14 protein-coding genes are annotated in these 13,103 nt (G+C 76.5%); 8 read left to right on the top strand and 6 right to left on the bottom strand.

The annotated features are described in order from the left end of the window. Nucleotides 1–29: 29 nt before the first annotated feature. Together ACYX4T_RS04945 and ACYX4T_RS04940 are read right to left on the bottom strand one after the other, a co-directional pair. The gene (locus ACYX4T_RS04945; protein WP_476013464.1) at nt 30–1,433 is read right to left on the bottom strand and encodes a pyridoxal phosphate-dependent decarboxylase family protein; all 1,404 of its coding nucleotides are present in this window, start codon (nt 1,431–1,433) and stop codon (nt 30–32) included. Nucleotides 1,434–1,444: 11 nt separating this feature from the next. After that, complete coding sequence (locus tag ACYX4T_RS04940) at nt 1,445–2,152, bottom strand: DUF998 domain-containing protein (RefSeq protein WP_476013463.1); 708 nt, start codon at nt 2,150–2,152, stop codon at nt 1,445–1,447. A gap of 292 nt (nt 2,153–2,444) precedes the next feature. Here ACYX4T_RS04940 and ACYX4T_RS04935 point away from each other — a divergent pair, with 292 nt between their 5' ends. From ACYX4T_RS04935 to ACYX4T_RS04920, 4 genes are read left to right on the top strand one after another with little or no spacing between them, the layout of a single operon-like run. Then, on the top strand, nt 2,445–3,473 hold the full coding sequence (locus ACYX4T_RS04935; protein ID WP_476013462.1) for a 3-oxoacyl-ACP synthase III: 1,029 nt from the start codon (nt 2,445–2,447) through the stop codon (nt 3,471–3,473). Continuing rightward, entirely contained in the window at nt 3,470–4,390 is a 921-nt protein-coding gene (locus tag ACYX4T_RS04930; protein WP_476013461.1) for an alpha/beta fold hydrolase, read from the top strand. Before ACYX4T_RS04935 ends, ACYX4T_RS04930 begins: the two co-directional genes overlap by 4 nt. After that, nucleotides 4,387–6,006, top strand: coding sequence for a fatty acid CoA ligase family protein (locus ACYX4T_RS04925; protein WP_476013460.1), 1,620 nt, complete (start codon nt 4,387–4,389; stop codon nt 6,004–6,006). Before ACYX4T_RS04930 ends, ACYX4T_RS04925 begins: the two co-directional genes overlap by 4 nt. Next, nucleotides 6,003–6,995, top strand: coding sequence for an NAD-dependent epimerase/dehydratase family protein (locus ACYX4T_RS04920; protein ID WP_476013459.1), 993 nt, complete (start codon nt 6,003–6,005; stop codon nt 6,993–6,995). Before ACYX4T_RS04925 ends, ACYX4T_RS04920 begins: the two co-directional genes overlap by 4 nt. A 12-nt stretch (nt 6,996–7,007) precedes the next feature. Here the strand turns inward: ACYX4T_RS04920 and ACYX4T_RS04915 are convergent, their stop codons facing one another. Further along, nucleotides 7,008–7,892: an acyl-CoA thioesterase gene (locus tag ACYX4T_RS04915; protein ID WP_476013458.1), complete on the bottom strand. Its 885-nt coding sequence runs from the start codon at nt 7,890–7,892 to the stop codon at nt 7,008–7,010. Between the two features lie 102 nt (nt 7,893–7,994). Here ACYX4T_RS04915 and ACYX4T_RS04910 point away from each other — a divergent pair, with 102 nt between their 5' ends. After that, nucleotides 7,995–8,624, top strand: a complete 630-nt coding sequence (locus tag ACYX4T_RS04910) for a methyltransferase domain-containing protein (RefSeq protein WP_476013457.1) — start codon at nt 7,995–7,997, stop codon at nt 8,622–8,624. Here the strand turns inward: ACYX4T_RS04910 and ACYX4T_RS04905 are convergent. Beyond that, nucleotides 8,614–9,435: an MmyB family transcriptional regulator gene (locus tag ACYX4T_RS04905; RefSeq protein WP_476013456.1), complete on the bottom strand. Its 822-nt coding sequence runs from the start codon at nt 9,433–9,435 to the stop codon at nt 8,614–8,616. The genes ACYX4T_RS04910 and ACYX4T_RS04905 overlap by 11 nt on opposite strands. 119 nt (nt 9,436–9,554) lie before the next feature. Here ACYX4T_RS04905 and ACYX4T_RS04900 point away from each other — a divergent pair, with 119 nt between their 5' ends. Next, entirely contained in the window at nt 9,555–9,986 is a 432-nt protein-coding gene (locus ACYX4T_RS04900; protein WP_476013455.1) for a hypothetical protein, read from the top strand. 20 nt (nt 9,987–10,006) lie between these two features. Here ACYX4T_RS04900 and ACYX4T_RS04895 read toward each other — a convergent pair whose 3' ends face one another. Beyond that, entirely contained in the window at nt 10,007–10,804 is a 798-nt protein-coding gene (locus ACYX4T_RS04895) for a YqjF family protein (protein ID WP_476013454.1), read from the bottom strand. Between the two features lie 100 nt (nt 10,805–10,904). Between ACYX4T_RS04895 and ACYX4T_RS04890 the strand changes: the two genes are divergently transcribed. Beyond that, entirely contained in the window at nt 10,905–11,561 is a 657-nt protein-coding gene (locus tag ACYX4T_RS04890; protein ID WP_476013453.1) for a GOLPH3/VPS74 family protein, read from the top strand. 87 nt (nt 11,562–11,648) lie between these two features. Further along, the gene (locus ACYX4T_RS04885) at nt 11,649–12,467 is read left to right on the top strand and encodes a DUF427 domain-containing protein (RefSeq protein ID WP_476013452.1); all 819 of its coding nucleotides are present in this window, start codon (nt 11,649–11,651) and stop codon (nt 12,465–12,467) included. Here ACYX4T_RS04885 and ACYX4T_RS04880 read toward each other — a convergent pair whose 3' ends face one another. Next, nucleotides 12,468–13,031: a DinB family protein gene (locus tag ACYX4T_RS04880; RefSeq protein WP_476013451.1), complete on the bottom strand. Its 564-nt coding sequence runs from the start codon at nt 13,029–13,031 to the stop codon at nt 12,468–12,470. Between the last annotated feature and the right edge of the window lie 72 nt (nt 13,032–13,103).

The raw sequence follows: 13,103 nt of genomic DNA, 5'->3' as shown, positions 1-13,103 counted from the left end.
CCCGGGACCGCCGACGGCGGGGTGGTCGATCAGCTCGCCGACCAGTCCCCCCGGGCCGCCGTCATCGCTGTGATCGCCGCGACCGACCGGGTGACGTCCTCGGGCGTCGTCGACCAGTTCGACACCGAGAACCGCAGCGCCGGCCGGCCCTGCCAGACCGTGGTGCCGACCCAGCAGGTGCCGTCGCGGACGACCGCGGCGGCGAGCTCGCGGGCGTCCCCGGCGCGCGGCCGGACCAGCACCTGGTTGAGCACGACGTCGTTCAGCACCTCGAGGTCGGGGTGGCGGGCGAGCTCCCCGGCGGCCTGGCGGGCGAGCGCGCAGCAGCGGTCGACGAGGTCGGCGACGCCGGCGCGGCCGAGGTGGCGCAGCGCCGCGTACACCGGGAGCGCGCGGGCCCGCCGGGAGCTCTCGGGCACCCGGCTCGAGGGGTCGGCGCCGGCGAGCGGGAGATAGGCGGCCGAGGTGGTCATCGACGCCGTCAGCGCCGCCCGGTCGCGGACGATCGCCATGCCGCAGTCGTAGGGGACGTTCAGCCACTTGTGCGCGTCGACCGTCCACGAGTCGGCGCGCTCCGCCCCGGCGACGAGGCGCCGGTGCGCCGGCGAGGCCGCGGCCCAGAGCCCGAAGGCGCCGTCGACGTGCAGCCAGGCCTGCTCCCGGGCCGCGACGACGTCGGCCATGGCGTCAGCGATGGCGTCGAGCGGGTCGCAGGCGCCGGTGTCGACCTGCCCGGCCTGGGCGTTGACGAGCACCGGACCCTCGATCGCCGCGAGCAGGTCCCGGAGCACGTCGGCGCGCATCCGGCCCTGGTCGTCGGCGGGGACGCGCACCGCCCGCCCCGACCCGAGGCCGAGCAGGCGCAGGGCCTGCAGGATCGTCGAGTGCGCCTGCGCGCCGATCAGCACGGTCGGCACCGGCGCTCCGGCCAGCCCGTCCGCCTCGACGTCCCAGCCCACGGCGGCGAGCAGGGCGTGGCGGGCGGCGGCGAGGCCCACGACGGTGGCCATCTGCGCGCCGGTGGTGAACCCGACGGCGCACTCCCCCGGCAGCCCCAGCAGGTCGAGCACCCAGGCCCCGGTGACCTCCTCGACCGCCGTCCCCGCCGGCGACATCACCCGCGCGGCGACGTTCTGGTCGGCGGCCGCGGCCATCCAGTCGGCGCCGAGCGCGACCGGCAGCGCCCCGCCGGTGACGAACCCGAAGTAGCGCGGCCCGGGCGTCGCCACCAGCCCGGGCTCGAGGGCGGCCGCGAGGTCGTCGAGGACCTGCTCCGCCGGGGTGCCGTGCTCCGGGAGCGCCCCGAGCCCGGCGCGCAGGACGCCGTCGTCGTCCACCGGGCGCCCCGCGGGGCGGTCGGGCAGCGAGGCGAGCCAGTCGTCGGCGAAGCGCCGGGCACGGTCCAGGACGAGGTCGAAGCGCGGGTCCGCCACGTCCGCAGACGCTAGACGGCGCGGTCGACGGCGGGGGCGCTCCGCCGTGCGTGCGCCAGCGCCCAGGCGCCGAGCAGGGCGACGACGAGGACCTCGGCGAGCGCCAGGCCGCGCTCGAGCAGGCCCAGCGGCACCGCGCGCCACCACGGCACGCCGGTCACGCCGCGCAGGCCGATGGCCACGACGATCGGCAGGAACGAGGCCAGCGCCAGCCACGACCCGAGGCGCACGCCGCGCAGGTAGGGGCGCGCGGCCGGGTCGCTACGGTGCCGGCGGGCGAGCAGCAGCGCCCCGAGCGGCAGCGCGACGAACGCGACGAGGCTCGCGTAGCGGTGGACGTAGCCGGAGACGCTCGGGCCGATCGACCAGTTCGTCTTCTCGAACGCGACGACGAGCAGCAGCCCGACGCACCAGGCGCCGATCAGGACCACCGGCAGCGAGCGGGCCGGGGTCAGCCGGGCCGCGACCAGCGCCGCGATCACCCCTGCCGACCCGAGCGCGAGCGCGACGACCGCGACGTCGAAGAGCCAGCCGCCCTCGACCACGGCGTACTCGCTGATCGTGCGGCGCACCGGGTCGATCCGCGCGGACGGGCCGACGAGGTGCATCGCGCCGATCACGACCAGCGCCAGCACCACGGCGGCCATGCCGGCCCGCGCGCCGGGCGCCACCACCCGGTCCGGCGCCGCACCGGTGGCCGTCAGGTCAGGGGACGTCACGGGGGAATCAACGTCCGGACCGGGGGCGGCGTTCCCCCGACCGCCGGGCGACTGCGGAGAATGTCGCAGATCATCGGCGGTGGTACTCCACGGTACTGCCGTACGATCCGGCGGAATGGCCGTGGGCCCGGCGGCACAGCATTCGCCGCCGTTCGGCGCAGAAAGCGCGGCCGTCTTTCCTGTTACCGCCGTTCGTGCGACCGACGGTAGCAGTTCCCGCCATTATCCGGTACATCGTGTACCGGTCACCGGGAAACGGCGGAGCACATCGTCGCCCGGCATGGTCGACAGCATGAGAGCGGCACAGCGCTACGACCAGGTCGTCATCAGCGGGCTGGCGCACCTCGATGCGCCGAACGTCGTGAGCTCCGCCGAGCTCGAGGAGCGGCTGGGCGACACGCTGGCCCGCCTGCGCATCACGCCCGGCCTGCTCGAGAAGCTCTCGGGCATCGTCGAGCGGCGCGTCTGGGACGAGGGCACGATGCCCAGCGAGGTCGCCGCGCGGGCCGGCGAGGAGGCCCTGGCGCGCAGCGGCGTCGACCGCGACGCCATCGGCGCGCTGATCAACACCTCGGTCAGCCGCGACCACCTCGAACCGTCGACCGCGAGCATCGTGCACGGCCGGATGGAACTGCCGCCCGAGGCCGTGAACTTCGACCTCGGCAACGCCTGCCTCGGTTTCCTCAACGGCATGAACCTCGTCGCGACCATGATCGAGCACGGCGAGATCGACCACGGCCTCGTCGTCGCCGGCGAGACGAGCCGCTTCGCGATGGAGTCGACGATCGCGAGGCTCGCGGGCCCCGAGGCGACGCGGCACATGTTCCACGAGCAGTTCGCCACCCTCACCGTCGGCTCGGGCGCGGTGGGCATGGTGCTCTCGCGCGCCGACGGGCCGGGCGGGCACCGCTTCCTCGGCGGGCTCGGGCGGGCCAGCACCGCCGGCAACGCCGACCTCTGCGTCGGCCAGGCCGACGAGATGCGCACCGACACCCGCGGCCTGCTCATGGCCGGCATGGAGCTCGCCGGGCGCACGTGGAAGGAGGCCGTCGAGAGCTTCTCCTGGGACGCCGCCGGCTACGACGTCTACTGCCTCCACCAGGTCAGCAAGGTCCACACCCGCGCGGTCGCCGAGCAGCTCCAGCTCGCCGAGGAGCGCTTCCCGTCGCTCTACCCGCGCTTCGGCAACATCGGGCCGGTCGGAGTGCCGACGGTGCTCTCCAAGGCCGTCGAGGACGGGACGGTCACCGACGGCTCCCGGGTGATGCTCATGGGCGTCGGGAGCGGCATCAACGCCGCGGCGGCCGAGGTGCTGTGGTGATCGGAGCTCTGCGCCCCACCCGGTCCCCCGACACCCTGACCGTCCCGGGACACCCCTCGACACCGCGGTCGGTCGAGATCGGCGGGCACCGGATGGCTTACGTCGACGAGGGCTCGGGCCCGCCCGTGCTGCTCGTGCACGGCAACCCGACCTGGTCGTTCTACTGGCGCTCGCTGCTGGCCGCGCTCCCGGAGGCGGGGATGCGCGCGATCGCGCCCGACCACATCGGGATGGGCCGGTCCGCGCGCCCGGGCGCCGACGAGTACCCGCACACCCTGCGCCGCCGGGTGGACGACCTCGGCGCGTTCGTCGACGCCCTGGACCTCGACGCGCCGATCTCGCTCGTCGTCCACGACTGGGGCGGGCCGATCGGCCTGTCCTGGGCGGCGGAGAACATCGAGCGCCTCGACAGGCTCGTGCTGCTCAACACCGCCGCCTTCCCGCTCCCGGCCGGCCACCGCATCCCCTGGACGCTGCAGGTCGCGCGGCTGCCGGTCGTCGGCGACGTGGCGGTGCGCGGGCTCGGCGCGTTCTCCCGCGGCGCCCTCGTCCTGGGCACCGCCCGCCGGTGGCTGCCGGCCGAGGCGCGCCGCGGCCTGCTCGCGCCGTACGACTCCCCCGCTCACCGGACCGCGGTGCACGCGTTCGTCCAGGACATCCCGACCGACCCCGGCGACCCTGCCCACCCCGTCCTGGAGCGCCTCGCCCAGCGGCTGCCGCTGCTCGACGAGCTCCCGGTGCAGGTGTGGTGGGGCCTGCAGGACCCGGTGTTCGACGCGCGGATCCTCGACGAGCTCGAGGCCCGCCTGCCCCGCGCCGACGTCCACCGCCTCCCCGATTCCGGGCACTACGTGCTCGAGGACGCCGCCGACCGCATCGTGCCGGGCGTGCGCGACTTCCTGGCGCGGCCCGCATGACCGCCCTCGGCTCCCCCACCACGCTCGACGACCTGCTCGTCGAGCACGCCGCCGCCGATCCCGGCCGGCCCGCCCTCGTGCTCCCCGGGCCGCTCGGCACCCACCGCACCGTCGACTACGGCACCCTCGCGCGCCGCGTCGAGGCCACCGCCGCCGGGCTCGCCGCCGCCGGGATCGGCCCGGGCACGCGCACCGCGCTGCTCGTGCCCCCGATCGCCGACTTCTTCGTGCTGGCCTACGCGCTGCTGCGGGTGCGGGCGGTGCCGGTGGTCGTCGACCCCGGGATCGGCCTCGCCCGGGTGCGGGACTGCCTCGGCGAGGTCGCGCCGGAGGCGTTCGTCGGGGTCGCGAAGGCCCACCTCGCCCGGCGGGCGCTGGGCTGGTGCCCCGACGCGCGGGTCGCGGTCACCGCCGGCCCGGTGCCCGTCCCCGGGACCACGGGGCTGCGCCGGCTGGAGCGCGACGGCGCGCGGCGCGGGCCGGTCAGTACCGTGCCGCCGCCGGAGGGCACGCCCGCCGCGATCCTGTTCACCAGCGGCAGCACCGGCCCGCCCAAGGGCGTCGAGCACTCCCCGGCGGGCCTGCTCGCCCAGGCCGGCCTGGTCCGCGACCTCTACGGCCTCGGCCCCGGCGACGTCAGCCTCGCGACCTTCCCCCCGTTCGCGCTGTTCGGACCGGCGCTCGGCATGACGACCGTGGTCCCGCGCATGGACGCCACGCGCCCGGCGAAGGTCGTGCCGGCCCGGCTCGTGCGCGCCGCCCGGCGCACCCGCGCGACGGTCATGTTCGGCTCCCCCGCCGTGCTCGACCGGCTCGGCCGCGGCGCCCCGGCCGGCACCCTGCTGCCCGACCTGCGCCAGGTCGTCTCGGCCGGCGCGCCCGTCCCCCGCGACACCCAGCGCCGCGTACTGGCCCTGCTCGGCGCCGGCGCCCGGATCCACACCCCGTACGGCGCCACCGAGGCCCTCCCGGTGACGACGATCGACAGCGACGAGCTGTTCGCCCTGCCCGACGACGGCATCTGCGTGGGGCGCCCGGTACCCGGCGTCGACGTGACCCTGATCCCCGTCACCGACGGGCCGGTCACCTCGGTGGCGGCGGCCGGCGAGGTGCCGCTGGGCGAGGTCGGCGAGGTCGTCGTCCGCGGCCCGGTGATCCGCCAGGGCTACGCCGAGCGCCCCGAGGCGACGGCCGCCGCCACGGTCGACTGGGACGGGGCGCCCGCGCACCGCATGGGCGACCTCGCGTGGATCGACGACCGGGGCCGGCTGTGGTTCGCCGGCCGGGTCGCGCACGTCGTGCACACCGCCGACGGGCCGCTCTACAGCGTGCCGTGCGAGGAGGTGCTCAACCGGCACCCGGCGGTGCGGCGCTCCGCGCTGGTCGGGGTCGGCGCGCCCGGGACCCAGCGGCCGGTGCTCGTCGTCGAGCTCGCGACACCCGGGCGGCTGGACGACGCGCTGCGCGCCGAGCTCCTGGGCCTCGCCGCCGACGACCCGCGCACCGCGACCGTGCACACCCTGCTCGAGCACCCGGGCCTGCCCGTCGACCCGCGCCACAACTCGAAGATCGACCGCCCGGCGCTGGCCGCCTGGGCGAGCCGGGAGCCGGCATGAAGGCCCTGGTCACCGGGGGTGGCGGGTTCCTGGGCGGGGCGGTCGTCGACGCCCTGCTGGCCCGCGGGGACACGGTCACCAGCGTCGCCCGCGGCGACTACCCGGACCTGCGCGCCCGCGGCGTGCACACCGTGCGCGGTGACCTCGCCGATCCGGCGGTCGCGCGCGAGGCCGTCACGGGAGCCGACGTCGTCCTGCACGTCGCCGCGAAGGCCGGCGTCGGCGGGCGCACCGCCGACTTCCGCCGCAGCAACGTCGAGGCCACCCGGGTGCTCCTCGACGCGTGCCGCGACGCGGGCGTGCGGCGGCTGGTGTTCACGAGCACCCCGAGCGTCGTGCACACCGGCGGTGACCTGCACGGCGGCGACGAGTCGCTGCCGTACGCCACCCACTTCGACTCCGCCTACCCCGAGACGAAGGCCGAGGCGGAACGCCTCGTGCTCGCCGCGGACGGGCCCGACCTCGCCACCGTCGCCCTGCGCCCGCACCTCGTGTGGGGCCCCGGCGACACGCAGCTGGTGCCCCGCATCCTCGACCGCGCGCGGCGCGGGCAGCTGCGCCTGGTCGGCGACGGCTCGTCGGTCGTCGACACGACCTTCATCGCCGACGCGGCCCAGGCCCACCTCGACGCCGCCGACCGCCTCGCGCCCGGGGCCGCGTGCGCCGGACGGGCGTACTTCATCACCTCGGACGACCCGCGCCCGATCCGCGAGCTGGTCGACGGCATCCTCGGGGCGGGCGGCCTGCCGCCGGTGACCGCCACGGTGCCCCGCCCGGTCGCGGTCGCCGCCGGGGCCGCGGTCGAGGCGGTGTGGTCGCTGCTCGGGCGCACCGACGACCCGCCGATGACCCGGTTCCTCGCCCGCCAGCTCGCCACCGCGCACTGGTTCGACATCGGCGCCGCCCGCCGCGACCTGGGCTACACGCCGCAGGTCCCGCTCGAGGAGGGGTTCGCGCGGCTGGCGGCGTCGCTGCGGGCCGCGTCCTGACCAGCGACCTGATCAGGGGCCGATCCAGCCGGACCCGTCGGCGTCGAACGGCCCGGCGGCACCGAACCCGTCGGCGAGGCCCACGCACCGCTCCCCCGCGAAGACGCCGGCCCGGTAGTGAAGGCCGTCGGGGGCGGGATCCACGGCGAGGGCGACGTCGTAGGTGCGCGGATGGGCGACCTCGTCGACGTACTGCACGTCCCACGCGACCGGGGCGAGGTCCTCGGGCGGCCCGCCGTCGGGGTCGCCGAGCTGCGCGGACTGCCAGGCGGCGACCGCGTCGGCGTACCAGGACAGCACCGCGACGTTGTTGACGTGCCGGTTGGTGTCGACGTCGGCGATCCGCGTCGCGATCCGGTGGGCGACGGGGTAGCGGTCGTGCTCGCGGCGCGCGGCCTCCGGACGGGGCGGGGCGTCGCCGGGCTCGTCGATGGCCAGGGCCGCGAGGTCGGCGCGCAGCTCGTCGGGCAGCCCGCTCGGGCCCGCGCCCGTCGCCAGCACCGTCACCGAGTCGGACACCGCGACGCACGTGTCGCCGGCGAAGACCCCGTGGCCCCAGGAGTACGACGACCCGCCGATGCGCCGCACGCCGGACCCGACGCGGTGGTCGGCGCCGAGGGTCGTCGGCGCCAGCCGCCGGATCCGCTGGGCGGCGAGCAGGATGCGGAACGAGCCGCCGCCGTCGGAGACGAGCCGGCGGAACCGCGGCAGGGCCGCCGCGACCCGCGCCTCCTCGAACCACCGGGCCAGCGCCACCGTCGTCACCCGGCCGTCGCCGCCGAGGTCGGCGTAGCGCGGGGCCAGGGCACGCAGGACGGGGAAGGCCGCCGGATCGGTCAGCGCGCCGTCGCCGGGCAGGGTCGGGCCGGCGGGGAGCACCGGGGCGGAGTCGGCCATGCGGGCCATCGTCCCCAACCGGGCCCGGCCCGCACCCGGCGCCGCCGACGGGATCACATGTGACGGGGCACCCCGGGGCACCCGGACTCCGTGATCCCGCCCGTGACCCCGCCCGTGACCTTCCCGCCCGGATTCTTCGACCGCGCCGACGACGGTGACGACGCCTCCTTCTACGGACCGCCGCGCCTCGTCCAGCACATCGACGACGGCGCGATCGCCGCGGTCGGCGCGTTCTACGACGAGATCGGGGTCGCCGGCGACGTCCTGGACCTCATGAGCTCGTGGGTCTCGCACCTGCGCACCCGGCCGCGCCACCTCACCGTGCTGGGGATGAACGCCGCCGAGCTCGACGCCAATCCGATGGCCGACGAGCGGGTGGTCCGCGACCTCAACGCCGACCCGACGCTCCCGTTCGCCGACGCGTCCTTCGACACCGCCGTCTGCACGGTCTCGATCGACTACCTGACCACGCCGGTCGCGGTCTGCGCCGAGGTCGGGCGCGTCCTGCGGCCCGGCGGCACCTTCGCGCTGACCTTCTCCGACCGCTGCTTCCCCACCAAGGCGATCCGCGGCTGGCTCGCCGCCGACGACCGCCGGCGCGCCGCCATCGTCGCCACCTACCTGCGCGAGGCCGGCGCCTTCGACGAGCCCGTCGCCCAGCGCCGGGCGTCCACCGACGACCCCGTGATCGCGGTGCACGCGCGGCGTCGTGCGGAGGGGCTCACTCGCTGACCAGCTCCTCCAGCACCGCGCGGGTGGCGGCGTCGGCGGGCACGAACGACTCCAGCGACAGCTCGTCGAGCGTGACGTCCCAGGCCGCGCCGAAGTGCGTGATCGTCGAGTAGAGCCGCAGGTCGCCCGCCGGGTGCGCGAGGTGCAGCGGCAGCATGACGTGCGCCGCCCCGGCTCCGGATCCGGTCGGGGCCGGCGGGGCAGGAAGGGCATAGCCGGTGAGCTCGTCGCGCAGGGCGACGAGGCGCGGGTCGCCGGTGAGGTCGGTGAGGCGCTCGAGGCGGTGCAGCAGGTGCCCGGCCCACTCGGCGAGGTTGCGCACGTGGGGTGCGAGGCCGTCGGGGTGCAGGCTCAGCCGGTAGACGTTGACCGGCGGCGTGAGCAGCGCCGGGTCGAGCAGGGCGAGCAGCGCGCTGACGGCCCGGTTGGCCATGACGACGTCGCCGCAGCGGTCGACGACGAGCGCGGGGAACGGTTCGTGGCCCGCCAGCAGGTGCTCGAGCGCGTCGCGGACGGCGTCGAGGGCGGCCGCGTCCAGGCGCGACTCGCTGTAGGTCGGGGCGAAGCCGGCGGCGAGCAGCAGGGTGTTGCGCTCGCGCAGCGGGACGTCGAGGTGCTCGCACAGGTCGACGAGCAGCTCGCGGCTCGCCCGGGCCCGGCCGGTCTCGACGAAGCTCAGGTGCCGGGTGGAGACGCCGACGTCGAGGGCGAGGTCCATCTGACTGCGCCGGCGGCGGGTGCGCCAGCCGCGCAGCAGGTCGCCGGGCGCGGGGCGCGACTCGAGCGTCGTCATGCCTGTCGTACCGGTCACGTGAGCCGACGCTAGGGCGCGCCGGGGGCGGCGGCCATGACCTCCGAGGTCATCGACCCCGTTACCCGCGCCGCCGCAGGCTTCTCCCCGACAGTCGCACCGGCCCCGAGGAGGACCCCATGAGCGCCACGACCGACCCCACGACCACCACCACGCCGACCACCACCGCCACCGACACCCACCGCGGCCTGCGCGCGGTCCTGCGCCTCGACGCCGCGGCGTCCGGCGCGCTCGGGATCGCCGCCGCCGCGGGCGCCGGGGTCCTCGACACCTGGCTGGGCCTGTCGAGTCCACTGCTGCTCGGGGTGGGCGTGTTCCTCGTCGTCTACGCCGCCGGGCTGGTCGCGCTGGCCGCGCGGCCGGCGGTGCCCCGCCCGCTGACCTGGGTCGTCGTGCTCGGCAACAGCGCCTGGGTGCTGATGAGCCTCGGGCTCGTCGTCGGCGCGTGGGAGCAGCTGACCGTGCTCGGCGCGGTCGTCGTCCTGGCCCAGGCCGCCGTGGTCGCCGTGTTCGCCGACCTGCAGTGGGCGACGGGGCTGCGCCGGTCCTGACCCCGGCTCCCGTCCGGCGGTCACCGGCTCGTACCGCTCGCCCGGCGAGGGATACGCGCCGGTGACCGTGTGCCGAGCGCCCCCGGCCACCGCGGCCGCCGCCAGGGTCGCGGGAAGCCGAAGCGCACCGACACCCCGGGCGAGGCGGCGACGTGGTCGGGCGGCCGGCCCGCGAGGTCGGGGAACCCGGCGGCCGCGAGCAGCGTGTCGTCGAGCTCGCGCAGCTCGGCGTGGTGCAGCGGCCAGGGCTCGTGGACGTTCGGGACGTACCAGTCGACGCCGAGGTGACGCTCGTGGAGGCCCCAGCGGGCGGTGAGGAAGTCCTCGAGGGGCCCGGACCCGCGAGGCCCGCCCACCCGGACCCGCACCCGGCTCGCGTGCGGCCGCCCGGTGACGTAGGTCCGCTCGTCGCCGTCGTCGGCGACGTCCATCGACGCCCAGCGGTACGGCAGCCCGAACGCCGCCCGCGCGCCGGCGACCACCGCGAGCCGCGAGGCGTCGAGGCTGCGGAACACGATGCCCCGGACGCCGCGCTCGTCGACGGTGTAGAGCCGCACGTTGGTCTCGGGGAACGTGCCCAGCCACGGGATCGACGGCCCGCGCAGCACCCCGGCGCCGACCATCCGGAACGGCACCAGCCCCACCCAGGTCACGCCGTCGTGCACGTCGGGGTGCACCCCGGGCGGGAGCAGCGGCGCGACCGTCGACGGCGTGACCGCCCAGTGCAGGAAGGCGACGTCGCACCAGCGCTGGGTCATCATCGTCGGACCCGTGTATCCGGGGGCGACGCGGGTGACGGGCTGGATCGGGGCGCTCACACGCGGGTCATCCCCGCCACGGACGGCCCCCACGCATACGGCACGCATCTCCGCCGCGAGACGGAGGCGGGCGCGGGGCCCGGCCCGCCACGATGAGCTCATGCGCACCGCCGAGGACCTGGCCCTGCTCCTCCACGAGCCCGAGACCGGCGCGCCGCTCGTGGACTCCACCTCCCTGCCCCGGGCGCTCGCCGGGGCCGTCGTGCTCCAGCTGGTGCTGGACGGGCGCGCACACCTCGCCGACGGCGGCCGGTGGCGCGGCACCCGCCTGGTGGTCGGCGACCGCGGGCACACCGGCGACCACGTCCTCGACCTCGCCCTCGAGCGCCTGCCCGCCGACGCGACCCCGAAGTCGGCGATCGAGAAGCTGCAGGGCCGGGTGCGCGACCCCCTGATGGCCGGCCTCGTCCACGACGGCGCGCTGCGCCTCGAGGAGCGCGCCTTCCTCGGGATCCCCCGCTCCCCCCGCTACCCCGCCGCCGACCGGTCGCGCCGCGACGCCGCGGTCGCCCGCCTGCGGGCGGTCCTCGTCGACGGCGCCGTCCCCACCCGGGACGACGCCGCCCTGGTGGCGCTCGTGCGCGCGGTCAAGGCCGAGCACAAGCTGCTCGACGCGCCGCGCCGCGAGCTGCGTGACCGCAGCAAGGTCGTCGCCGACGGCGAGTGGGCCGGCGAAGCCGTCCGGCGGGCGATCGCCGACGTCCACGCCGCGGTGGCCGCCGCCGCGGGCGCGGGCGCCGTCGCGGCGAGCAGCTGAGGCACACGGGCGGGAGCGGGCGGGAACAACGCCCGCGGCCCGCCGGGTTGTCCCTGGCACGTCCCGCTCCCGTCCCAGGAGGTCCTCGTGGCCCTGACGATGTTCGGTGGCCCGCTGTCGCGGAAGGTCCCCGAGACCCGCACGTTCACCGTCGAGGGCCCCGCGCACTCGCTGCTGCTCGAGCCGTTCACGCGGCGCGTGCGGGCCGAGGTCGACGGGGTCACCGTCCTCGACACCACCGACGGCGCCCTGCTCTACGAGACCGGGCTGCCCCCGCAGCTCTACGTGCCCGAGGCGGACCTGCGCGCCGACCTCCTCGAGCCCAGCGACACCGTCACCCACTGCCCCTTCAAGGGCGACGCGACCTACCGCTCGCTGCGCGTCGGCGACCGCGTGGTCACCGACGCGGTGTGGGCCTACCCGGACCCCAAGCCCGAGACGTCGTGGCTGGCCGGGCGCGCCGTGCTGGCCGTCGAGGCCGCCGACCGGTGGCTCGACGAGGACGACGAGGTCATCGGGCGCCTGCCCGACCCCTACCACCGCGTGAGCCTGCGGAACACGAGCCGCCACGTCACCGTCACGACCACCGACGGCGTGTCCATCGCCGACACCGCCGACGCCGCCGACGCCGCGGGCAGCGCGGTCCTGCTCGGCGAGACCGGGCTGGTCGACCGCCTCTACCTGCCGCGGGAGGCGCTGGCCGCGACCCTCGAGCCGTCCGGGAAGCGCACCGCCTGCCCGTACAAGGGCTACGCGACCTACTACTCGGTCCGGCTGCCCGACGGGCGCGTGCTCGCCGACGCCGCCTGGTCGTACGAGACCCCGACCGACGAGTCGCGGGCCATCGAGGGCCTCGTGTCCTTCGACCACGACGAGCTCACGGTGACCGCGAGCGTCAGCCGCTGATCACTCCGGGGCGGGCGCGGTGACCGGCCCGGTGGCGGACTCGGTCCCGAGCCCGGCACCGAGCCCGACCGAGGCGTCGCGCAGCACCTGCGCCTGCCCGGCGTAGCGAGCGGTCTCGGTGATGAGGTGGAGCAGGATCCAGCGCAGCTCGATGTGCCCGCGCCGGTCGTCCCGGACGGCGTCGTCGAGCGACTCGGCGCCGGCGAGGGCGTCCCGCCCCTTCTCGCACGCCTCGAGGTAGGCGCCGACGACCTCCTGCGGCGTCTCGACGTCGGCGAGCCGGTATCCGGGCTCGTCGTCGTCGACGTAGCTCGGGATGTGGCGGCCGCCGCGCCCGCCCCAGCGCTCGACCAGCCAGGTGCGCTCGACCTCGGTGAGGTGCTTGACGATGGCGAGCAGGCTCGGCCCGTCGGCCGGGACACGCCGGCGCAGGGTGGCCTCGTCCAGCCCGTCGAGGGCGACGACGACCAGCGCGCGGAAGTAGTCGAGCCACCCCTCGAGCGCCTCGCGCTCGTCGGCCACCTCGGGCGGGGACGGGCGGCGCTGCAGGGGCGCTTGGAACACCACCGGCTCTCCCGGAGTCGACTCACTCACACCTGACACACCGTCTGTCGTCACTCGGACGCGGAACGTTAC

The sequence above is a fragment of the Actinomycetospora sp. ABD4_176 genome (assembly GCF_056311855.1).
The sequence above is the reverse complement of the archived record's forward strand: the minus strand, read 5'-3'. Positions and strand labels throughout refer to the sequence as shown.

What these genes read in the sequence shown, in the direction of transcription:
- ACYX4T_RS04925 (WP_476013460.1), top strand. Translation starts at nt 4,387, where the DNA reads ATGACCGCCCTCGGCTCCCCCACCACGCTCGACGACCTGCTCGTCGAG.
- ACYX4T_RS04890 (WP_476013453.1), top strand. Translation starts at nt 10,905, where the DNA reads ATGCGCACCGCCGAGGACCTGGCCCTGCTCCTCCACGAGCCCGAGACC.
- ACYX4T_RS04935 (WP_476013462.1), top strand. Translation starts at nt 2,445, where the DNA reads ATGAGAGCGGCACAGCGCTACGACCAGGTCGTCATCAGCGGGCTGGCG.
- ACYX4T_RS04920 (WP_476013459.1), top strand. Translation starts at nt 6,003, where the DNA reads ATGAAGGCCCTGGTCACCGGGGGTGGCGGGTTCCTGGGCGGGGCGGTC.
- ACYX4T_RS04915 (WP_476013458.1), bottom strand. Translation starts at nt 7,892, where the DNA reads ATGGCCGACTCCGCCCCGGTGCTCCCCGCCGGCCCGACCCTGCCCGGC.
- ACYX4T_RS04900 (WP_476013455.1), top strand. Translation starts at nt 9,555, where the DNA reads ATGAGCGCCACGACCGACCCCACGACCACCACCACGCCGACCACCACC.